This window comes from Enterococcus sp. DIV1682a (assembly GCF_051711005.1).
Classification (GTDB): Bacteria; Bacillota; Bacilli; order Lactobacillales; family Enterococcaceae; genus Enterococcus_B; species Enterococcus_B hirae.
The window spans coordinates 1,180,642-1,202,714 of the sequence record NZ_JBIOLT010000001.1; the positions used below are offsets into that span (position 1 = coordinate 1,180,642).

21 protein-coding genes and 1 tRNA gene are annotated in these 22,073 nt (G+C 34.9%); 18 read left to right on the plus strand and 4 right to left on the minus strand.

Annotated elements, in window-relative coordinates; genetic code table 11:
• The first annotated feature begins 213 nt into the window (after positions 1-213).
• The 9 genes from IGJ23_RS05400 (at position 214) to IGJ23_RS05440 (ending at position 11,036) form a co-directional block, all read left to right on the plus strand.
• A complete protein-coding gene (locus IGJ23_RS05400) occupies positions 214-1,752 on the plus strand; it encodes an ABC transporter permease/substrate-binding protein (protein ID WP_207432404.1) in 1,539 nt (512 codons plus the stop codon).
• On the plus strand, positions 1,749-2,714 hold the full coding sequence (locus tag IGJ23_RS05405; RefSeq protein WP_034700339.1) for an ABC transporter ATP-binding protein: 966 nt from the start codon (positions 1,749-1,751) through the stop codon (positions 2,712-2,714). Before IGJ23_RS05400 ends, IGJ23_RS05405 begins: the two co-directional genes overlap by 4 nt.
• Positions 2,701-4,023 (plus strand): dihydrolipoyl dehydrogenase family protein, encoded by a 1,323-nt coding sequence (locus IGJ23_RS05410; protein ID WP_034700340.1) that lies wholly within the window; start codon positions 2,701-2,703, stop codon positions 4,021-4,023. Before IGJ23_RS05405 ends, IGJ23_RS05410 begins: the two co-directional genes overlap by 14 nt.
• Before the next feature lie 391 nt (positions 4,024-4,414).
• A complete protein-coding gene (locus IGJ23_RS05415; protein WP_034867558.1) occupies positions 4,415-5,899 on the plus strand; it encodes a helix-turn-helix domain-containing protein in 1,485 nt (494 codons plus the stop codon).
• Positions 5,900-6,280: 381 nt separating this feature from the next.
• Entirely contained in the window at positions 6,281-7,753 is a 1,473-nt protein-coding gene (locus tag IGJ23_RS05420; protein WP_438774674.1) for a helix-turn-helix domain-containing protein, read from the plus strand.
• Between the two features lie 247 nt (positions 7,754-8,000).
• Positions 8,001-8,339 carry an LPXTG cell wall anchor domain-containing protein gene (locus IGJ23_RS05425; protein WP_223603537.1) on the plus strand — a complete coding sequence of 113 codons (339 nt, stop codon included), beginning with the start codon at positions 8,001-8,003 and terminating at the stop codon, positions 8,337-8,339.
• Between the two features lie 55 nt (positions 8,340-8,394).
• Positions 8,395-9,024, plus strand: a complete 630-nt coding sequence (locus IGJ23_RS05430) for a hypothetical protein (RefSeq protein WP_010737408.1) — start codon at positions 8,395-8,397, stop codon at positions 9,022-9,024.
• Positions 9,025-9,328: 304 nt separating this feature from the next.
• Positions 9,329-9,835: a hypothetical protein gene (locus tag IGJ23_RS05435; protein ID WP_010737409.1), complete on the plus strand. Its 507-nt coding sequence runs from the start codon at positions 9,329-9,331 to the stop codon at positions 9,833-9,835.
• Between the two features lie 382 nt (positions 9,836-10,217).
• Positions 10,218-11,036, plus strand: a complete 819-nt coding sequence (locus IGJ23_RS05440; RefSeq protein ID WP_374220323.1) for a plasmid recombination protein — start codon at positions 10,218-10,220, stop codon at positions 11,034-11,036.
• 107 nt (positions 11,037-11,143) lie between these two features.
• On the opposite strand, the gene IGJ23_RS05445 is transcribed toward IGJ23_RS05440, so the two are convergent.
• The 3 genes from IGJ23_RS05445 to IGJ23_RS05455 all read right to left on the minus strand — a co-directional run bounded on the left by IGJ23_RS05445 (position 11,144) and on the right by IGJ23_RS05455 (position 13,032).
• Complete coding sequence (locus IGJ23_RS05445) at positions 11,144-11,761, minus strand: LysM peptidoglycan-binding domain-containing protein (protein WP_438774675.1); 618 nt, start codon at positions 11,759-11,761, stop codon at positions 11,144-11,146.
• A 355-nt stretch (positions 11,762-12,116) separates the two neighbouring features.
• Positions 12,117-12,326: a DUF378 domain-containing protein gene (locus tag IGJ23_RS05450; protein WP_010719419.1), complete on the minus strand. Its 210-nt coding sequence runs from the start codon at positions 12,324-12,326 to the stop codon at positions 12,117-12,119.
• Positions 12,327-12,949: 623 nt separating this feature from the next.
• Positions 12,950-13,032: transfer RNA gene (locus tag IGJ23_RS05455), tRNA-Leu, on the minus strand.
• Between the two features lie 68 nt (positions 13,033-13,100).
• On the opposite strand from IGJ23_RS05455, the gene IGJ23_RS05460 reads away from it, so the two are divergent.
• The 4 genes from IGJ23_RS05460 to nagA all read left to right on the plus strand — a co-directional run bounded on the left by IGJ23_RS05460 (position 13,101) and on the right by nagA (position 16,888).
• Positions 13,101-13,262, plus strand: a complete 162-nt coding sequence (locus IGJ23_RS05460; protein WP_010719418.1) for a hypothetical protein — start codon at positions 13,101-13,103, stop codon at positions 13,260-13,262.
• A 142-nt stretch (positions 13,263-13,404) separates the two neighbouring features.
• Positions 13,405-14,622 carry a pyridoxal phosphate-dependent aminotransferase gene (locus IGJ23_RS05465; RefSeq protein ID WP_010719417.1) on the plus strand — a complete coding sequence of 406 codons (1,218 nt, stop codon included), beginning with the start codon at positions 13,405-13,407 and terminating at the stop codon, positions 14,620-14,622.
• A gap of 206 nt (positions 14,623-14,828) precedes the next feature.
• Positions 14,829-15,665: a helix-turn-helix domain-containing protein gene (locus IGJ23_RS05470; protein WP_438774676.1), complete on the plus strand. Its 837-nt coding sequence runs from the start codon at positions 14,829-14,831 to the stop codon at positions 15,663-15,665.
• A 74-nt stretch (positions 15,666-15,739) separates the two neighbouring features.
• A complete protein-coding gene (gene nagA / locus IGJ23_RS05475) occupies positions 15,740-16,888 on the plus strand; it encodes an N-acetylglucosamine-6-phosphate deacetylase (protein ID WP_010719415.1) in 1,149 nt (382 codons plus the stop codon).
• A 164-nt stretch (positions 16,889-17,052) separates the two neighbouring features.
• Here nagA and IGJ23_RS05480 read toward each other — a convergent pair whose 3' ends face one another.
• The gene (locus IGJ23_RS05480) at positions 17,053-17,817 is read right to left on the minus strand and encodes a DeoR/GlpR family DNA-binding transcription regulator (protein WP_438774677.1); all 765 of its coding nucleotides are present in this window, start codon (positions 17,815-17,817) and stop codon (positions 17,053-17,055) included.
• A 217-nt stretch (positions 17,818-18,034) separates the two neighbouring features.
• Here IGJ23_RS05480 and ulaG point away from each other — a divergent pair, with 217 nt between their 5' ends.
• The 5 genes from ulaG to IGJ23_RS05505 are packed head-to-tail and all read left to right on the plus strand — an operon-like array spanning position 18,035 to position 22,073.
• Entirely contained in the window at positions 18,035-19,102 is a 1,068-nt protein-coding gene (gene ulaG / locus IGJ23_RS05485) for an L-ascorbate 6-phosphate lactonase (RefSeq protein ID WP_178286383.1), read from the plus strand.
• Between the two features lie 16 nt (positions 19,103-19,118).
• Positions 19,119-19,571: a PTS sugar transporter subunit IIA gene (locus tag IGJ23_RS05490; protein ID WP_438774678.1), complete on the plus strand. Its 453-nt coding sequence runs from the start codon at positions 19,119-19,121 to the stop codon at positions 19,569-19,571.
• Positions 19,572-19,583: 12 nt separating this feature from the next.
• Positions 19,584-21,074: a PTS ascorbate transporter subunit IIC gene (locus tag IGJ23_RS05495; protein WP_438774679.1), complete on the plus strand. Its 1,491-nt coding sequence runs from the start codon at positions 19,584-19,586 to the stop codon at positions 21,072-21,074.
• 43 nt (positions 21,075-21,117) lie between these two features.
• Positions 21,118-21,417 carry a PTS sugar transporter subunit IIB gene (locus tag IGJ23_RS05500; RefSeq protein ID WP_207432390.1) on the plus strand — a complete coding sequence of 100 codons (300 nt, stop codon included), beginning with the start codon at positions 21,118-21,120 and terminating at the stop codon, positions 21,415-21,417.
• Between the two features lie 14 nt (positions 21,418-21,431).
• Positions 21,432-22,073, plus strand: a complete 642-nt coding sequence (locus IGJ23_RS05505; protein ID WP_010719407.1) for a 3-keto-L-gulonate-6-phosphate decarboxylase UlaD — start codon at positions 21,432-21,434, stop codon at positions 22,071-22,073.

Genomic DNA, 22,073 nt, shown 5'->3' on the forward strand with positions numbered 1-22,073 from the left:
AGAAATACATAGAGTTTGAAGAAATAAATTTCCTCTTTCTTTCCATTTATTGATTAAGGACTTTATTGCTAGTTTGAAGCATACTCTAAGAATTGCCGGGATGTTGGGTTTACAAATGATGAAGTACGCATCTTTTTTGTTCTTTTCAGACAACTTAGTTGGGGATTTTTTCGTCTATGTTTATACTTAAATTAGAATGGAAAGGAAGATCCTATGAATAATTTTTTTCAAACGCTTGTTGAGCGAAAAGGAGAATTGATCTCCGCAACATTTCAGCACTTATCAATTTCATTAATTGCCTTATTGATTGCGATTGTTATTGCAATCCCATTAGCTATTTGGGCAGTGAACCATAAAAAAATGGCAGAAGTATTGTTGCAGATAACCAGTGTTTTACAGACGATCCCATCTTTAGCTTTATTAGGATTGTTGATCCCCTTCGTTGGAATCGGAACAGTGCCAGCGTTGATTGCATTAGTGATCTATGCGTTATTACCAATTTTTCAAAATACGTATATCGGACTTAGTGAAATTGATCCATCCATTGAAGAAGCAGCAGTTGCTTTTGGTATGTCACGCATGAGACGGTTGATCAAAGTGGAATTGCCAATCGCATTACCAGTGATTATTTCAGGTATTCGGACAGCCCTTGTCTTGATCATTGGAACAGCGACGTTAGCAGCATTGATCGGTGCCGGTGGATTAGGAACGTTTATTTTATTAGGAATCGATCGCAATACGCCAGTTTTGACTCTGATCGGTGCAATCAGTTCAGCTTTGTTAGCGATTATTTTCAGTAGTTTAATCAGACTTCTTCAACATTTGAAACCTCGATATACAGTTATCACTTTATTGCTTATCTTTTTGGGAATCGGTGGAATATCTTTGTATCAAAGCGGACTCTTTAAAGAAGATAAGGTGACAATTGCTGGGAAATTAGGTTCAGAACCAGATATTTTGATTCAAATGTATAAAGAATTAATTGAAGATAATTCAGATGTTGAAGTTGAATTAAAACCGAACTTCGGCAAAACCAGTTTTCTTTTTAGTGCATTGGAGAATCAACAGATCGATATTTATCCGGAATTTACAGGAACTGTTTTAGAAAGCTTAGTTAAAGTACCTGATGACTTAAAAAATAAAGAATTGAATGAAAAAGAAACCTATAATCAAGCGAATCGCTTATTAGGTGGACAATTTGAAATGACACTTCTTCAACCAATGGCGTATCAAAATACCTATGCTTTAGCGGTGAAGCGATCATTTGCCAAAGAAAATGGGCTAAAAACCATTTCTGATTTGGGAAAGATTGAAGATCAGATAAAAGCCGGTTTCACATTAGAATTTATTGATCGTTCGGATGGCTATAAAGGAATCCAAGAACTTTACAAGCTTAATTTTCCAAGTGTACAAAGTATGGAACCAAGTTTACGCTATCAAGCCATCGATAACGGAGATGTCAATGTAGTAGATGCTTATTCGACTGATAGTGATCTAAAACAATATGACCTTGTCACCTTAGAAGATGATCAGGGATTATTTCCAGATTATCAAGGAGCTCCTTTGATGACCAAAGCCTTTGCGAAGGAACATCCAGAAATCGTTGCAGCTCTAAACAAGCTCGCTGGCAAAGTAACAGAATCTCAAATGATTGAAATGAATTATCAAGTGAATGTAGAAAAACAACAACCTGCGGAAGTAGCGCATGCATTCTTGGAAAAAGAAGGACTACTGAAGGAGGGGAATAAATGAATAATCTGATAGAATTCAAGCAAGTCCAAAAGAAATTTGGCGAAAAATATGCAATTAAAGAACTAAACTTATCGATTGAACAAGGGGAAATCTTTGTTTTGGTGGGTCCCTCTGGTAGCGGGAAGACGACCTCGCTTAAAATGATCAATGGTCTATCTCAGCCGAGCGCAGGGGAGATCTTCTTCAAGGGTAAATCGTTAAAAGACTATGATTTACAAAAAATGCGGTGGAAAATGGGCTATGTTTTACAACAAATTGCGTTGTTTCCAACTATGACTGTCCAACAAAATATCGAAGTTATTCCAGAAATGCTAGGATGGGAAAGAAGAAAAAGAGAAAAAATAGCTGACCAATTACTTGAGAAAGTCGGACTTGATCCTACAATCTATCGAAATAGAATGCCACAGGAATTATCCGGTGGAGAGCAACAACGGATCGGTATCGTCCGTGCTTTGGCAGCTAGCCCAGAAGTTATTTTGATGGACGAACCATTTAGTGCTTTAGATCCTTTGTCTCGAGCTTCTTTACAAGACCTTGTACTTTCCTTACATCGAGAATTAGGCACAACGATCGTCTTTGTGACGCATAATATGGATGAAGCCATAAAATTAGGAGATCGGATCGCTGTCATGAAAGAGGGCGAATTAATTCAATGTGACCAACCCGACCAGTTGTTGACTCAGCCTAAAAATGAATTTGTACGGAGCTTTTTTGATGAGACGATTCAACAAAAACAACAAACAGTAAAAGAGCTGATCGTAGCTGACGATTACAGCAAAGGACTTCATCAAGCGGATTTTCCAGATGTTTACTTAAGTACACCGCTGACTGAAGTATTCGAATTATTGATCCAACATGAAGCAGTAAATATTCGAGAAAATGAGGAAAATCTAGGGGAGATTACAAGAAAAGATATCTTCACTTATTTATCTAGAAAGGAAAGGGAAAATGAAAGAATATGATGAAGTTGTGATTGGTTCTGGCGTAGCTGGTATGAGCGTGGCTTATGGGTTAAAAAAAGCAGGGAAGAACGTCTTGATCATCGAAGAAAATCTTTGGGGTGGTACTTGTCCTAATCGAGGATGTGACCCTAAAAAAATTCTACTAAATAGTGTGGAAGCAAGAAAACGGATTGAACAGTTGTTGGGTAAAGGATTCAGCGAAGTACCAACTGTTGATTGGCAAGAACTACAAGCATTTAAGCGCAGTTTTACAGATCCAGTTTCAAAGAATCGTCAAAAAGAATTAGCAGCAGCTGACATTGATTATCTAGCTGGAACAGCACGCTTTATCAATGAAAATACGATCATGGTAGGAGAAGAAAAAATTTCAGCTGAACATTTCATTCTTGCTACTGGTCAACGACCATCGATTTTACCTATTGATGGGAATGAATTTTTACAAACAAGTACTGACTTTTTATCATTAAGTGAATTGCCTCAGGACATTATTTTTATTGGTGCAGGCTATATTGCATTTGAATTAGCGATGATCGCTCATGCTTCAGGAAGCAATGTCACGATCGTTCACCATAATCAACGACCATTAAAAGCATTTGACGAACAATTGGTCAAACAATTAGTTAAACAAATGGAAGCAGCCGGGATTCGATTTGTTTTTGATTTTGAGTCACAGCGAATCATTCAAGAAGGAACGCACTATTCCTTGCAGTCAAACGATCAAGAACTACAAGCAGATGCGATTTTTTGTGCCACTGGAAGACAGCCAAATGTTGAGCGACTAGACCTGGAAAAGGCGAAGGTAGAAACAACGAAACATGGTGTTGTTGTTAATGACTATCTTCAAACGAGTAATCCAATGATTTTTGCTTGCGGGGATATCATCTCACGGACAGAGCCAAAATTAACGCCAGTTGCTACCTTTGAAGGAAATTATGTTGCAAACTATGTATTAGGAAATACTAAAGAAAAAATTAGTTACCCTTCCATCCCTACGATCGTTTTTACTAGTCCGAAATTGGCTCAGGTCGGGGTAACAAAAAAACAACTCACTGGACAAGAAGAAGTAGTAGAAATTGATATGACCAATTGGTTTACCTATCATCGTGTGAATGAACCACTTGCTAAATCCCAAATGATCTATGACAAAGCTGGGTATTTGATTGGTGCCAGTGTCCTTAGTGAACAGGCAGATGATTTAATCAATGATTTGAATTTATTGATCAGTCAACATACAAAAAAAGAAGAATTAGAGCAATGGATCATGGGTTATCCAACGGTAGCGAGTGATTTATCCTATTTATTGAAATAAAAAATATAGTGTATTGATTATGTAAAAAAACGATTAAATATAAAAAAATAAACGCTTAAATCTGTGGCTGAAAATGTCCTCGAATTTAGGCGTTTTTTCTATTGTAGTGAAAATGATAAAAAGATTATTTTAGTGAAAGGCTCTTTATGGAGTTCTCTAAAAGATCCGGTAGTAAATATTTTAATAATAGATATCTTGAGTGTTATTTTTATTAAAATATTACCTCGCAGAAAAGCACGAATCTTATAGGTTGATCACTACTTTTTTAATATTATTATACTTATATTTTAATGAAATGGTAGACATACTTATTTTCGTACATTAAAATTAATAATAGAGGAGAATAGAGAAAACAAAGCGTTTGTAAATTTTGAGGGATTAGGAGGGGAAAATGAAGCAATTACTAACGAAACAAAGTTTAAGACAGCTAGCACTCTTAGAATTACTCTGGAGCAACGAATGGCTGACGATTGCAGAGATCGTCAAAAAAATAGGTGGGGTTGAAAAAACGATCCGAACAGACATCAAACAACTGAATGAAATAATTGAACCTTTAAAAATAGAGACTTCGGTAAAATATGGCGTTTTTTTAAGTAAAGACTTAGGTGTTTCAAAATCATATGTTTATTCGCTTTTTTTACAAAAAAGTGTCGAATGTCAAATGTTGGAAATGATATTCATCAATCCCATGATGAAAAGAGGGGAACTATGCGATCAACTCTTTATTTCAGAAACACAACTCAATCGATTACATAATAAAATGAATATTTTAATGAAAAAATACGAAATAAAAATCACAAATGATTTGAAATTGATCGGTCACGAAAAAAATATCCGTAAACTTTTCTCTAGTTTGTTCTATGAAAAATACCTTTCACCCGATTTACTTTTTAAAACAGAAGAATTTCAACTGATTGATACAGTACTTGATATTTTTTATAAACAAAATAAAGAGAAGATGGTTATGGATGATCAACATCATTTTTTATTGAATAAAATGCGAATGAGATTATGGGTGGCTGCCTATCGTTGTAAATCTAGCTCATTCTTTAAACAAGAGGAAGATTATTTTAATTATTCTATGATTACTGGAGATCGAGAATTAAACAAAAGGTGGCAAGCTGTGTTTGGTATCGAACTATCAGAAGAAGTTTTGTTTAACCTGTTTGAGTATTTTCATGCTCCATTCAAATTAAATGAAAGATGCTTACAACTAGGGACTAGTCAATCGATCTTACAAACAAGACTGGAAAATCTGATTTTGGAAGTTAGCTATGAATTTAAGATTAAATGCCAGAACAAAACAGCTCTACTTCAGGCCGTTATGTGGCGGATATTTCGTACGATCGGTCCAACGCATATTTTAAATAACGTTGAAGAAGATTTTGTCTGCGAATTAATGAATGATCGACAAGATATCGTTTTAAATTTGAAAGCTAAATTCAGTGAAATTTATGACGATCTAACCGTTCATTCTCTAGATAAAAAAAATATGATTTATCAATCCATTTATACTTTAGTTTCACAATGGTCTGAATTTCGTTCGGAAATACGTAAGCCAACGATTAAAATCCACGCTGCATTGCTATTAGATGCACCAGCCGGGCATTTAAAAATGCTAAAAGAAGAAATTGAATATCATTTTAGAAATACATATGAAGTTGATATTTTATTGCCAATAGCACAAAATTCTGTGAATCAGCTAAAACACTATGATTGTGTCCTAACCAATGGCTTTAATACTGGCGATCTAGGAGATGTGAAAATTATTGGTGTCCCTAATTATTTTGGAGAAGAATTTGTCAAAAAACTACATCATTTTTTGATCAACAAAAAGGAAGAATTACACGTTTTTAGAAAGAATATACTCATCTAAAAGCAAAACAAGTTGAATATACATATTGAGAAAGAGGCTGAACGATACAGTAACAATCATAGTAGTATTTCCGAATGAACATCCAAAGAGCGGTTATCGTTACATTAACTATAAAAAAAGTGAGCGTGCTATTTAGTGAAAACGATTCTGTTTGTTGCATAGATCTACCTAGTAAAGGGACCCGAGATGAATGATTGTCTTTGGTCTCCTATTTTTTTACTTTGCATCACGAACAACTCAATGGATCGTTGGAAAAAATAAAAGATTATGAAAGATATTTTACCAAGGGCTCGGTATATTAAGGTTATTTTTAAAGATTGGGATATGCTAAAAATAAAACAAGGAGTATTTATCTGTTAGGAGAGGAGAGATGTAATAGAAATGAGAGAAATATTAGACGGGCGTTTGAGACGCCAATTGAATATTTTAGAAATCCTTTGGAATACGGAATGGATTACGACTGCGGAATTAGCTGAAAAAATTGATAGTTCAGAAAAAACCATTCGAAATGATCTATCTCAAGTCAACGAAATGATTGAGCCTCTATCAATTGAAACTTCTTTTAGAGCAGGAATCATTTTAAAGAAAGATATCACAACGCCTAAGTCATTTATCTATTCAAAAATTCTTGAAAAGAGTCTAGAATACACATTACTGGAAACGATTTTCCTAGGAAAAGTTACTTCTAAAGAAGAGCTTAGTGATTTGCTTTATATTTCAGAAACTCAGGTATCAAGGGTAATTAATCGAATCAATCAAGAAATCCGGTTTTTCGATTTTCAAATTACCAATCAAATCAAAATTATCGGAAACGAAGGGAATATCAGAGACTTCTTTTCAGTATATTTTTCTGAGAAATATCATTTGCCCGAAAAATTGATACAAAAAGAAGAAAGAAATTTGATTTCAGAGATCATTGATATATTCATCAAAGAAAATACGATATGGGCAATTGTGAACAATGACCATCATTTATTTTTGGGAAATTTAAAATTTCAATTGTATGTCTGTTTTACACGATTGAAGCAAGGCTATCAATTAGAAGTTAACGAGATACCTTTTCATTTTACACATCTAATGAACGAAAAAAAACTAGTAGAAAAAATACATAATGTCTTTGGCATCAAAAGTGTAAAAGAAAATCTTCAGCAATTATTTTATGAATTCCATCAGCCAATTAATCCAATCGCTCGTTTTCATTCAGAAGGAGTTGAAATCGATTCGGTCTCAATAAAGAAACAGATCGGCTATGTGATTACTTTGCTGGAAGAACGTTTTGGATTACTTTGCGAGAATCGAGATAAATTGATTCATGATATTTATTGGACGACCATGAGTTCGGTGCGACCTACTTATATTTTATACAATAAAAAAACGGATTTTTTTGAAAATACGTTGAAGGTAAGTCCTGAGTTAGTTACCGCATTAAGAGATGAATTTTTTGATATTTACTTTTCTCTTGGTAATCCATTTTTATCTTACTTAGATGAAATGATCCAGCAATCCATCTTCAAATTGTTAACTTCTTGGTCTGAACTATGGGTACGCGTGAGAGAAAGTAAAGCAAGCATCAATGTAGCACTTTTATTGGATAGCTCTTACGATCATATGCGGATGCTCAAAGAGGAAATTCAATTTTATTTTAGACATAATATGAAAATTGAGATACTCGATCCTACTACTCAAATACAAAAGGGCTATTTACAAAAGTTCGATTGCCTTTTAACAGATGTATATTCACCTGACCATTTCGGTATTCCAACGATTGGGATGTCTAGTTATTTTGATGAAGATATCATTAATAAATTAGTTGATTATTACCATATAAAAGTTAATTCCAGTATGGATAGTTAGTTTGCACTATGACTATAAATTTCGGAAAAGTTTCCGCTTATCAACTGATATGGCTAAAAATTAAGTATTATTTTTTAGATGTTCTAAGCTAATCATCTTTTTGTTACATAACAATTACTAATGGAAAAGGTATTTACCAATCTATCGGTAAAACTTGGTTTTCATTCTATTTTATTTTTACGGATAATATTATTGTGGAGGTTGCGTCGTTAAAGTATTGGAGGTGAAGAGCGAAATAAAAAGAGTGATGTATTATTTGATAGGTGTTTTAATGGTTAGTCTTTTCATTACAACAAACTGTCATGCACAAACCACAAATGAACAAACGATTCAAGTTGAAGCAATAATAGGAGTATGGGATGCGGACGCAGATGCCAGTACAATTGATAACGTAAGTGACGCAGGAACCAAAGAAAAAGCAACTATAACGATCACACCATCTGATTCAGGTTCTTCAAAAAAAGTGAGACTTCCACAAACTGGTGAACAATTGAGCGTTTATATGATGTTACTTGGAACAATTGTATCCCTTTTCTCAACGGTTATGTTGATTGAGCTCAATCGAGAAAAAAACTATATCATGTAATTTTATTTTTATGGAAATGTTGTGAGACGTTTTCAGCGAGGAGAGAGACAGAATAATGAAGAAGTTGACAAATGTGTTACTAGTATCATCTATTTTATTAGGTGGATTTGGGATTGGAACAATGAATGCAAGTGCAGAAACAGTTAAAGATAATGAATTAGGTTGGATTCCTGGATTAAGTGACCCTGAGGATGACAGCGCAACTATTCAAGGAAAAGATAATGCACAAATTGGAGTGGATGGCTGGATTGGTCCATGGGATCCGGTCGGACCGGAAGATGTATCTTATGTTGACATCACTGTACCTACAAAAGTACGTTATGCAAATGCGGTAACAGATGATGGCCAGCCACTTCCTAATATCTTATCACCTATTTATACCGTAACAAATAATTCTAGTGCACGTAGAGTCAAGATTGAAATATCAAAATTTGAAGAAAAAAGTCAATCGGGTGTAAGACAAGATTTATACTTTACGCCAACAAATGAAGCGGGCGTCCGTTTACAAAGTGTTGCGGGTCAATTTCTTAATAGCCCTACTTATTTAACAGAATTAGATAAATCTTCATCTAAAACGTTAAAATTCGAAGGAAAAATCGCTGAAGGATTTAAAGAAAATCAAGTGGTTAGACCAAGTTACGAAATAACGTTTAATTTCACTGCTTTAAAAGATACTGAATCATAAAAAAGCGTGATTTGTTTCATTTATATCATATATTATTGGAATCCCCAGCAGAATAAACAGGGAATTTCGCACATAGTAACAATGACATGATTGTCTTAAAATACCATTTAGCAGGATTCCAAATAGTTGGAGTTCTGCTAATCATTGAAAGTATAAACTGTTGGAACGAAAGAAACTAGTTGATCAACAAAAAAACTTGTGGATTGTTTGAAAAAAAATAAAAGTAAATGCTTAACGAATGATTTTTTTATCCATCTGGTTGAGACGATTTGTTTTTGATTTTATCAGAAAGGGAGATTTTTAAATGGCACATAAAGCAAAACAAAGAAAAAAAAGCACATATATCCTGATAACCTTCTCTGTAGTACTTTTGATATTGGGGATCAGTGGATACTTCTATTTTAATCAATCTCCCCCTCAAGTCGTTACAGGATTGCCAGATTTTGATGAGAACATCACTCAGTTGAATAATGGCGAATTATTAAAAAAGATGCAGGAAGAAGTCGATAAAGACAATGTTCGGATTGTATTGAAGCATGAAATCGAATTAAATAAAGAGGGAAAAGCCCACGTGGATGTACGTAATGTGGGTGTCAACTCCTATAATATACAAGTAGAATACTATTTAGCATCTAATCAAAAAAAATTATATGTTTCAGGATTGATTCCACCCAACAATGGGATTGAATCGGTTGCTTTCAAGAATATGCCTTCCTCGGGTACGCATGGCATAAAGATATATTATAAAGTATATGATGAAAAAGAACTAATCAATACAACAACCATTGATGGAACACTCCGTATTGATTAACGAATCATAGCTAGCATAATAAAAAATAGTTATTTAGAGGCGGGCCAAAGCTTGCTTTATTATCTTAGTTCACTCGAAAATTCACGAAGTAGGTTTTGTTTTAACTGGTTTACTTGGGATCCTTTAAAGAGGGTCCTTTTTTATTTCACTAAAAGTACATAATTACCAAGAAATAGGAATTTTTCGGTTTGTTTTTTCGGATAGAATTAACTAAACTTTAGATGAAAACGTTGTTTATTTACTTGTTTGAAAGATTCACATAGTAAGAAGAAAGTAAGGAGGCAGAACTATTAAATCAATCAAATTAGAAAAAACGGATTATCGATTTTATGAATTAGAACAAGTCCAAAGACATAATCAAAGAGAAATAGTTGAATCAAGTATTGTACAACCAGATAAAACATCTTTAAATTATGATGTTTTAAATAAGAAATTTATTGACTATAAAAAGATCATTAGAAAATATTTGACCCATTTATCTTCAACAAAATCGATTCATTCTAATTGGACGATATTAATTGAATGGCGAATCATCTTTAAAGAATCGGCATTAAAAAAATTATCAGTAAGAGAAACAAAACTATTTTTTTTACAAATTGTTCAAACCTTTCAAAAACTATACGGTCTATCGAATATCATTTATGCACATGTTCATTTTGATGAAGAGAAACCACACTTACATATTGGCCTAATACCCATGAAAGAAGGACGTCTCAATTCTGCTTATATTATGTCCAAATATAAAAACTGTGAAATAGAAACAGAATTACTCAAAAAGTTAGAAGCAGTTCTTCAACAAAATAAGACATCCATCTATCGAAAAAAATCGACAAATGATCATATGAAAGAACAATTGAATGCTGAGTATCAGGAATACAAAGAACTGTATACTAAATTGCTTCACCACTCGTTGTTGCCTTCTGAGGTGGGGATGAAGAAACCAGGAAGAGAAACAGACAACTACTCAAATCATATGACAGACGAAAAGAGTAAAACAATAGACGAATTACATAAAGAAAACAATTATTTGAATTCATTAGTGAAACGATTGAAAGCAGAGAACAACTATTTATTGAACGTCATGAAAGAAACAAAAAATAATTTTGAGCAGTTAGACAAACACAACTGTTCAAAAAACACGATGAACGAACCACCATTTGCCAAACTGGAATTAGAAAATCGAAATTATCAAAAAAATTGACAGAAAGGATACTATTTCTGCCAATTTTTTTCATTTACGCTTTGCTTAGTAAAAAAAAACGAAGATCCTAAAGAGGGACCTTCGCTTTTTAAACAAGCTATTTTATATTAGTACCAACCGTTTGCTTCCCAGAAAGATTTAGCCGCTTCCCATGAGCCGTAACGAGAAGATACGTATTGTTCAGCAACTCGTTCTTGGTTTGCTGCTGAATAGTCACCATTTAAGTAAGAAGAATCTAATTGGTAACGTCCGATGTAACGACCGTTTGTTGCTGTATAAGAACCGCTAGATTCTTTTTGAGCGATCCATTCTTTCGCTGAGCTTGTATTCGTTGTCGCTGGTGTTGCTTGTGCCGCTGTTTGCGTTGCTTGTTGTACTGGTTGAGCAGGTGCTGCTTGTTGTACTGGTTCTTGCTTCACTGGTTGTTCAGCCACTGTTTTTGTTTGAGCAGGCGCTTGATAAGCTGTTTGTGTTGTTGCTGCTTGTTCGCCTGTTGGGATTGTTAATTGTTGACCTGAATAAATCAAGTTGATGTTTGAGATTGAATTTTTTTCTGCAATAGTTTGGATCAAGGAGTTATCACCAACGTATTTTTGAGAAATCGTTGATAGCGTATCACCTGATTGAACGGTATAAGCTTCGTCCGCATGTGCAGATGTTCCCATAAAGAATAGTGCGCTGGCAGTCAAAGTTGTTCCTAATAGTAATGTTTTAAGTGATTTCATGTAAAAGCTCCTTCGTAAATTTAAAAATAGTTTTGTTGTGACCAACGAGGAATACTTTACCACGGGGATATATTTCATAGGTAATAGCTTTATGACAAATCTACCTTTTTTGTAATATTTGAAGTAACATATGTAATCGAAATCGATTTCTTTGTCGTAAAATCAAGCATAATGTCTCTGAAAAGAGTAGCTGTCTAGTTATTAAGAAAAGGTTAATCTCACGTTTTTCTGTAGAAAAAATCTCTCTTTTGTCTCGAATAACGCTTACATGAATATAAATAAAAACAGTCATGAGCATACAAACTAACGCTCATGACTGCTTTATTTATATTAGGAACAGAGGATAATTAAAAAATTATCGTTCTACTCTATTTGTAATAAGTGGAAAGAATTTCAAACAATAAATAGCACAAATTCCTACAATAATATAGATCGCTTTAGCTAGAATTGTCGTAGATCCACCTGCAATAGTAGCAACTAAATCAAATTCTAATAAACCAACCAATAACCAATTTAATCCACCAACGATCAACAATGTTAAAGCAATAATGTCTAAAGTTTTCATTTGTTATTTCTCCTCTCCATATTTGACATACTCTAATTATAAACTAATTTTTATATTAGTACTAAAATACTGCTTAAGCTTATAAAATAAGGTTATAAGCTGGTAATGTCATCTTTATTTATAAGAATACGAGTTTGATGATGAGAAAAAAATGAAATATATAAGTTAAGAAAGAGAAATGTCCAATGGAAAGCAAAAGGATTCAAGAACTGTAAACAAGCGTTACACTATTTAAAAGAATCGATTGAATAAGAGTTCAATTATGGTTCCTAATATTCATCGTTCTCATAATTCTTTTACAGTATAGGTCATAGGTTGTAAGTATAAAAAATGATCAAGATGGGCAAAATAGAAGGCATGCAGATAAAACAATACTGATTTCATTGCTTAATCGTAATAAGGAGAAATAATCAAAAAAGCTATCTTATGAAACATAAGAAGGAACTGTCCATAGTAATCATTAGCAGTAAATTAACAGGAAGAGTAAAATAGAAAGAAGAATTTATGCGTAAAATTATCAGAAGTCAGGTCGTTTAGTATAACGAACAGTAAGTTTATTAATAAGACGTGAATAAGAAAACAAAAAAACGTAGAGCACGGAATGCTCTACGACTAGTCATTGATGCAGACGATGGGATTTGAACCCACACGAGCGTACGCTCACAAGACCCTCAATCTTGCATGTCTGCCGTTCCATCACGTCTGCGTATAATAACAATAAATTAATGATAGCGAGTATTTCCGCAGATGTCAAGATGAAAAGGGAGAGAAAAAGTGGAAAAATATGATGGGGAGTTTTCTATCTTAGGAATGAGTGTTGGGCTAATTCTTGGTATTGTATTGAAAGATTTGTCTGCCGGAATTTTTTTGGGTGTTATTTGCGGAATTGCTATGGACTGGGGCGCGAATTTATTCAATGAATATCGACGGAAATGAGTTTGAAAACTAACTAAAATTTCTTATGGTTTTACTTAAAATTGTGGTAAATTTTAGAGGGATAGAGTATGATATTGAAAATAAGTAAAAAATAAAAAATCAGAAATTTCTGTTTATTTGAAATGAGGGATTGGATAGCGTTATGAGAGAATTTGAAAAATCCAATAAACTAGAAGGCGTAAGCTACGACGTACGTGGACCTGTGTTAGAAGAAGCCGAACGTATGCAAGAAGAAGGGATCAGTATTTTAAAGTTAAATACTGGAAATCCTGCCCCCTTTGGATTTGAAGCGCCAAATGAAGTGATACGTGATTTGATTATGAATGCACGAGATTCAGAAGGCTATTCTGATTCTAAAGGCATTTTTTCAGCAAGAAAAGCGATTGAACAATATTGTCAAATCAAAAAGTTCCCCAATGTGACGATCAACGACATTTATACAGGGAATGGAGTCAGCGAACTGATCACAATGTGTATGCAAGGTCTACTTGATAATGGGGATGAGGTTTTAGTACCGATGCCTGATTATCCATTATGGACGGCTTCAGTATCACTGGCTGGTGGAAAACCTGTTCATTATATATGTGACGAACAAGCAGAATGGTATCCTGATATTGATGACATTAAATCAAAAATAACGAGTAGAACAAAAGCAATCGTGATCATCAACCCTAATAATCCAACTGGAGCATTGTATCCAAAAGAGATTTTAGAGCAAATCGTGGAGATTGCTCGTCAAAATCAATTGATTATTTATTCTGATGAAATTTATGATCGTTTAGTCATGGATGGTTTAGAACATATTCCAATCGCTACTTTGGCACCAGATTTATTTGTCGTGACGTTGAACGGTTTATCTAAATCCCATCGTGTTGCAGGATTTCGTGTTGGCTGGATGGTGTTGAGTGGAGATAAATCACATGTTAAAGGCTATATTGAAGGATTGAACATGCTTTCTTCGATGCGTCTTTGTTCCAATGTATTGTCTCAGCAAATCATTCAGACGGCATTAGGTGGTTATCAAAGTGTGGATGAATTATTATTACCTGGTGGGCGTATTTATGAGCAACGAGAATTTATTTACAATGCCATTAATGACATTCCCGGCCTTTCTGCAGTAAAACCTAAAGCAGCGTTTTACATTTTTCCTAAGATTGATACGAAGCGTTTCAATATTTTAGATGACGAAAAGTTTGTTTTAGATTTCCTACATGAACATCATATCTTGCTGGTTCATGGTGGGGGATTTAATTGGCATCAACCGGATCATTTTAGAATCGTTTATTTACCAAAGATGGATGATCTGAAAACGACTGCTGTCAAAATGCGTGAATTTTTATCGACTTACCGACAAAAATAGCCTGTCATGGATGTTTTTACTCAAAAGAGCCGAACTCAAGTTTTGGCTCTTTTTGGTGTGAGAGATGAAATAATCACTAGCTAAATCAAAAATAAGGAAGGAAAAAAGTCGGATAAGTTTTTGATAGGACTTTTCTTGATGTTTCTTCTTCCGTAAAGTAAAATATTGGTATAATGCGAATACGCATATTTTGAAGGAGGATGCTTATGGAAACGTTGGTCGCTTCCTTTGGTACAATCATAAAAGAAATTCGAAAAGAACAGAAGATGACACAAAAAATGCTTTCGCAAGATATTTGTTCACAGAGTGTTTTAAGCAGAATTGAAAATAATGAAGAGCTACCAAATGTTGTTGTAATGGCACAAATTTGCCAACGTTTAGGCGTAACGATCGATCATGTCATGCGTTTATCTCATGGGAAAATTCGAGCGGTCTTAAAGAATTTTGAATTAACAGACTTGTATTTTCAGCAACGAGATTATCGCAAGCTGGAGCAAGTGTTAAAATCGCCAGAAGTTACAGAAAATTTGTACGAAGCTTCGGATTTTCAAAAATATTATTATTATTTAGGCGTCTGTGAATTTACATTACGAAAAAATATTACTCAAGCACTTAGTTATTTAAAAGAAGCGCTCTCCTATTCGACATTAAAAGATCGAACACAAGTGACAGATGTTGAGATCCAGCTAGTCAGTTGCATTGGCAAAATCTATGGCGTAGCTGGCAAAACTGCGGAAGCTAGGTACTATTTAAGTCGTAGTATCCAACTCTTCCAAGAGACGATCCAAGATCGAACCAAAAGTGAGTTTACTCAAATTTTTTATAACTATGGAAGCTTTTTATTGCACCAAGGAGAAATTGAACTATCTTTAGAACAAGTAAATCAAGGAATACGGTGGGCGCAAGATAAAAATAGTTATTATTATCTTAATGATTTATTTATTTTAAAGAGTTTGATTTATAAAAAGAAAGGTGAAATCAATAAAGCTCTCTTTTATGAAGAATTGGCACAATCAGTTAAAAAAATAGCAAAAAGTCTCTAAATGGTGTAGACCATTCTTGACTTATCTCCAAAATAAGAGTACCTTTAGGATAGAAAATCAAAGGAGAGAGAAGAATGAGAACTTTTATCTACGCAGACAAATTCTTTTTGTCATCCGGTGTCAAAAATGCAGGTTATCTTGAAATCACTGATGGTCTTTTTGGGGAGTATACCCAAAACACACCTGAAGGAGAAGTCAATATCATTGATCAAAGCGGAAAATGGATCGCTCCTGGTCTAGTTGATACGCATATTCATGGCTATATGAACCATGATGTGATGGATAATGATGCAGAAGGTGTGAAAGCAATGTCAGAAGGATTGCTTTCTTGTGGAGTAACATCGTTTTTACCAACTACTTTAACATCAAGTAAAGAACGTTTAAAAGATGTAGCTGAAACAATTGGAAAAATGTACCAAGAAGCTCCTGGAGCAAAAATTAAAGGAATCTATTTTGAAGGACCATTCTTTACGGAAGAACATAAAGGGGCGCAAAATCCAAGTTATTTTGGAGACCCTGATCTTGATACTTTCCATGAATGGCAAGAAGCTTCTGGCGGACTGATCAAAAAAATTGCCCTAGCCCCAGAACGAAAAGGCGTTGAAGAGTTTGTCAAACAAGTGACAGATGAAGGCGTGGTTGTTTCATTGGGTCATAGTAATGCGACGATCGATGAAGCACAAAAGGCAGTAGAAGCAGGTGCCAGTGTCTTTGTCCATGCGTATAATGGCATGCGTGGATTAAATCATCGTGAACCTGGAATGGTTGGTGCGCTACTATCGCTAGAACATGTTTTTTCAGAATTGATTTGTGATGGGCATCATGTTCATCCAAATGCTGCTCAAATTTTAATGGAAAAAGCAGGTCATGACCATGTGGCATTGATCACTGATTGCATGATGGCTGGTGGAATGCCTGATGGCAATTATAATTTAGGAGAATTTCCAGTGGTCGTGAAAGATGGAACTGCTCGCTTAGAATCAGGTAATTTAGCAGGAAGTATCTTGAAATTAAAAGAAGCAATCAAAAATGTAGTAGACTGGGGATTAGCTACACCTGAACAAGCTGTGATGATGGGAAGCTTAGTACCAGCAATCAGCTGCAAGATCGATGATACTTGTGGCAAGATCGCAAAAGGACGGGACGCTGATTTTATCGTATTGAATCCAGATATGACTTTAGAAGCAACATACCTAGATGGTGTAGAACGTTATCACGCTTAATAAAAAGACTGTTATTAAGTAAGTAAGAGCGAACCATCGCTGAAAGGCTGATTTGAAGAGCTTTGACTTAATGGATCAGGTCATTTTATTTGAACATCATTCGTAAATAAGCAAAAGCCGATGTGGTAGGGACAGAACCTTGTTCCATTCACACCGGCTTTTTTTTAACTGATTTGGATGACTTTCACCCCAACATTTTTGATTTCAGCAATTACTTTTTCAGAACAAAACTTGTCAGTAATCAAATAATCAAAAACAGAAATATCTGCAATTTTAAATTTTGATGTTAAACCAATTTTACGATGATCAGCAACTAGAATTTTACATTTAAACGTTTGACGAATCATCATTTCATTGATCGTTGATTCATTGAGAATTTTAGTTGTTACGCCATTATCGATCGACACACCACTGCAACCAATGATACAGACATCAGCATTCATTGAAGAAATGGTATTTAATGCGATATCACCCACTAATGCTTCTTTTGGAAAGCGCATCTCACCTCCAGTCAAGATATAATTGCAGTTTTCTTTATGAGGGGAGTAAGTGATTTTTACGTTATTTGTGACAATTGTCAGGTGATTGGCACGTACATGTTCAACCACTTTAAGTGCAGTAGAACTAGAATTTATGAATACGGTATCATAATCATTGATGTATTTACAAGCTTCACGAGCGATTGCTTGTTTCAGCCGTTCTGGACCAGATTGATCAAAGTCTGTACGATTATCATAATTATAAGAACAATACCCGTAATTGCGAATGATCTCATTTTTTTCTTCTAATAAGTTTAGATCTCTGCGTATTGTACTAATAGAGACTTTTAAAGATTCAGCTAACTCATATGTTGTCATTTGCTCTTTTTGCTGTAATCGTTCCAAAATATCCTTTTGCCGCTTCTCAATATTGACAATTGAATTTTTCATTATTTACCCTCCTATATGTCGTTTGTATATATGATTTTTATTACTTCAAAAATTCATATAAAGTTTATTAACTACATCTATCATACTAAAAAAATCAATTAACTAACAAAAACGATCATATAAATAACAAACACTCATATAAAAGGGTTTTCATGTTTGACGCCGCATATTATGATTTAGATGTCAACAAAAGAAAGTTCTTGAGAGGAGCATTACAATGAGCAAACATGTCAATGATGTCACAAAAGAAAATTGGGTTTTAGAAACATTTCCTGAATGGGGTACCTACTTGAATGAAGAGATCGAAGCAGAGGAAGTAAAAGAAGGAACGGTTGCGATGTGGTGGTTAGGTTGTACCGGGATTTGGTTAAAGACGCATAAAGGGACAAATATTTTGTGTGATTTATGGTGTGGGACAGGTAAACGTAGTCATGGAAATGGGATGATGAAAAAAGGGCATCAGATGATGCGAATGAGTGGTGTTCAAAAAATGCAACCGAACTTGCGGACGCAACCTTTTGTGATTGACCCTTTTGAAATGAAAAGTGTAAACGCTTTAGTTGTCACGCATATCCATTCGGATCATTTGGATATCAATACAGCAGCTGCTGTTCATCAAAATTGTCCGAATGCAAAATTCATTGGTCCTCAAGAAGTAGTAAATACTTGGTTGAACTGGGGAATTCCAAAAGAGAAAACGATAATCGTCAAACCAGGAGATGAAGTCAAAATTGAGGATGTAACTATCGTTGCTTTAGAAGCATTTGACCGTACAGCATTAGTCACTTGTGAAGATCCAGAGGAAACTTTAAAAGGGAAAATACCTCAAGAAATGGATGAGATCGCTGTGAATTATCTATTTGAAACATCGGGTGGAAATATTTATCATGCTGGAGACTCTCATTATTCTAATATGTTTGCGAAACATGGGAACGAACATACTATTGATGTTTGCCTAGGTGCATATGGTGAAAATCCACGAGGTATCACGGATAAAGTGACTTCTGTCGATATGTTGCGAATGGCTGAGTCATTAAAGGCTAAAGTAGTCATCCCTGTTCATTATGATATCTGGGCAAATTTTATGGCTGATCCAAAAGAAATTACCGAAATATGGAAGTTTAAAAAGGATCGCTTGAAGTACGATTTTAAACCATATATCTGGCAGGTAGGAGGCAAGTTTACCTATCCAACGAATAAAGACGACCTGGAATTTAATTTCTACCGTGGTTTTGAGGATGTATTTTCTGTAGAAAACGATACACCATTCCCGTCATTCTTATAGAAAAGAGGTTAACAACATGTTGAAATATTTTTTGGATCAAGGCTTGGTGAAATATTCCGATAAAGAAATTACTGATTGGAAGGAAGCTGTTACTGAAAGCTGTCAACTATTATTAGATAAAAAGGTGATTGATCAAAGTTACGTAGATGAAATCATCCAATGTGTAGAAGAACATGGTCCTTATATCGTGATTGTTCCCAAAGTGGCAATGCCACATTCTTCAGCAGATAGTGAAGGAGTTTATGGAACAGCTATATCATTCACTAAAATGAAAAGACCCATTCAATTCGACCAAGAAGAAAAATCAGCAAGTTTATTCTTTACTTTAGCAGCCAAAAATGTAGATCAGCATATGGAAAATATTCAAAAATTGTCTGAGTTGTTGATGATAGATGGGCTAATTGATCGTTTGGCAGATACCGATTCGATTGAAGACTATCGAGTGGTGATGCAAGAATATAACTTATAGGAGGAAAAAAGAATGGCTGATTTTTTATTGAGCATTTGGACTTATTTCGCTACAAACATCTTAACTCAACCAGCTTATCTGATTGGTTTTATTGTACTGCTAGGGTACATTCTCTTGAAACGTCCATTTTATGAGTGTATTGCTGGTTTCTTGAAAGCAACAGTCGGTTACTTCATTTTGACGGTTGGTTCAGGAGGATTAGTAAACAACTTCCGCCCCATTTTAGTAGGTTTAAAAGAACGGTTTAATCTGGATGCGATGGTCACCGATCCATATTTTGGACAAAATGCCGTTGACTCTGGATTAGAGGAAACATTTGGTCGTACATTTGGGGATGTCATGATTTTACTTTTGATTGCTTTTGTTATGAATATCTTACTCGTTCGTTTTCAAAAATATACAAAATTACGTTCGGTTTTTACAACTGGAAATGTTCAGATTCAACAATCTGCAACTGCTTTTTGGATATTATTATTTTGTTTTCCCTCTTTAGGAAGAATTCAAGTTCTGATTTTTATGGGACTGATTTTAGGCTGTTATTGGGCAGTAGCTTCTAATTTAACAGTTGGTATCACCCAGGAGTTAACCGAGGGCGCTGGTTTTTCTGTGGCACATCAGCAAATGTTTGGTATCTATATATTTGCGAAGTTAGCCGAGTTTTTAAAGAAACGTGATCAAAAAAAAGAACACTCTAAAAAAGTGGATAAAAAATTGGAAGATATTGAATTACCAGGTTTTTTATCTATATTTAATGAAAATATGGTAGCAACTTCTTTATTAATGCTTTTATTTTTTGGAATTATTTTGTTAGTGCTAGGAAAAGATTATTTGATTCAAGCACAGTTTATGAAAGAAGGACAAAGTTTCTTGTTCTATATTATGACAACATCATTGAATTTTGCTGTCTACCTAGCCATTTTACAATTAGGAGTCCGTACTTTCGTGGATGAGCTAACACAATCTTTTCAAGGGATCTCAAATACAATCCTACCAGGTGCGGTTCCTGGGATTGACGTAGCTGCTACTTTTGGTTTTGGTTCACCTAACGCCGTAACCATTGGCTTCTTGTTTGGTGCCTTAGGTCAATTTTTGATGATTGCCTTACTCATTTTGTTCAAATCACCAACCATCGTGATTGCTGGTTTTATTCCACTGTTCTTTGACAATGCAGTTATCGCAGTTTTTGCCAACAATCGAGGTGGTTTCAAAGCCGCCTGTCTGTTCCCATTTCTTTCTGGAATCATTCAAGTTGGTGGATCGGCCGTTTTTGCAACTTGGATCGGCATGTCAAAATATGGTGGCTATCTCGGTATGTTTGACTGGGCCACTGCTTGGCCATTATTTACTGTAATGATGAAGTTTTTGGGGTATGTTGGTATCGCATTAGTCGTGGTTGGGCTATTGATTATTCCACAATTACAATACCGTAAAAATCCAGACGGGTACTTTTTGATCGTCGATGATTATGAGCAATATGCAGAAAAATATCACAACGAGAATTAAATACAACAATAAAATTAAAATGAACACATAGGAGGAAAACATAATGAGAATTTTAGTATCTTGCGCAAACGGGTCGGGAACAAGTTTGATGATGATGAGAAGCGTCGAAAAGGCAATGAAAGAACTAGGTGTGTCAATTACCAAAATCCATCATTGTGCAATTTCTGAAGGAAAAAGTTCTGCGACTCAGTATGATGTCGTTTTTACACCAGTCAATTTTTTGAATATGTTTACCCAAGCAGAGAAAAAAGGAATTACAGTGATTGGCATTAAAAATGTCATGTCAGCCAAAGAAATTGGTGAAAAATTTGCTGAATCAGCGTTGTATCAAAAATCTAAATAAAAGAGGAAGACAAAATGAGCAGACCAAAATTACAGATTGCTTTGGATCATAATGATTTAGAACAAGCATTAGCAGATGTATTTCAAGTAGGGGATATTGTCGATATTATTGAAATTGGAACCATTTTATGTCTGCAAGAGGGGCGCAAAGCCATCAGCTGTATTCGTAGCATGTTTCCAAGGAAAACAATTGTTGCTGATACAAAATGTGCGGATGCCGGGGGCACGGTAGCCAAAAATGTAACTGATGCCGGTGCGGATTTTATGACTGTTATCTGCTGTGCTACTCTGCCAACCATGGAAGCAGCTCAAAAAGAAGTGAAGGCATTGCAAGTCGAACTGTATGGGGATTGGACCTATGAACAAGCAGCTGAATGGCGGAGGATCGGTATCCAACAGGTGATCTATCATCAAAGTCGAGATGCATTACTTTCTGGTGAAACTTGGGGAGAACGGGATCTGACAAAAGTAAAGAAATTGATAGAAATGGGCTTTGCAGTTTCTGTGACAGGTGGATTAAACGTGGAAACATTGAAATTATTCGCAGGGATTGAAGTGGAAACTTTTATAGCTGGAAGAGGGATTTCTAGTGCGGACGATCCTGCAAAAGCAGCCAATGATTTTAAACAAGAAATGATTCGCATTTGGGGGGAATAG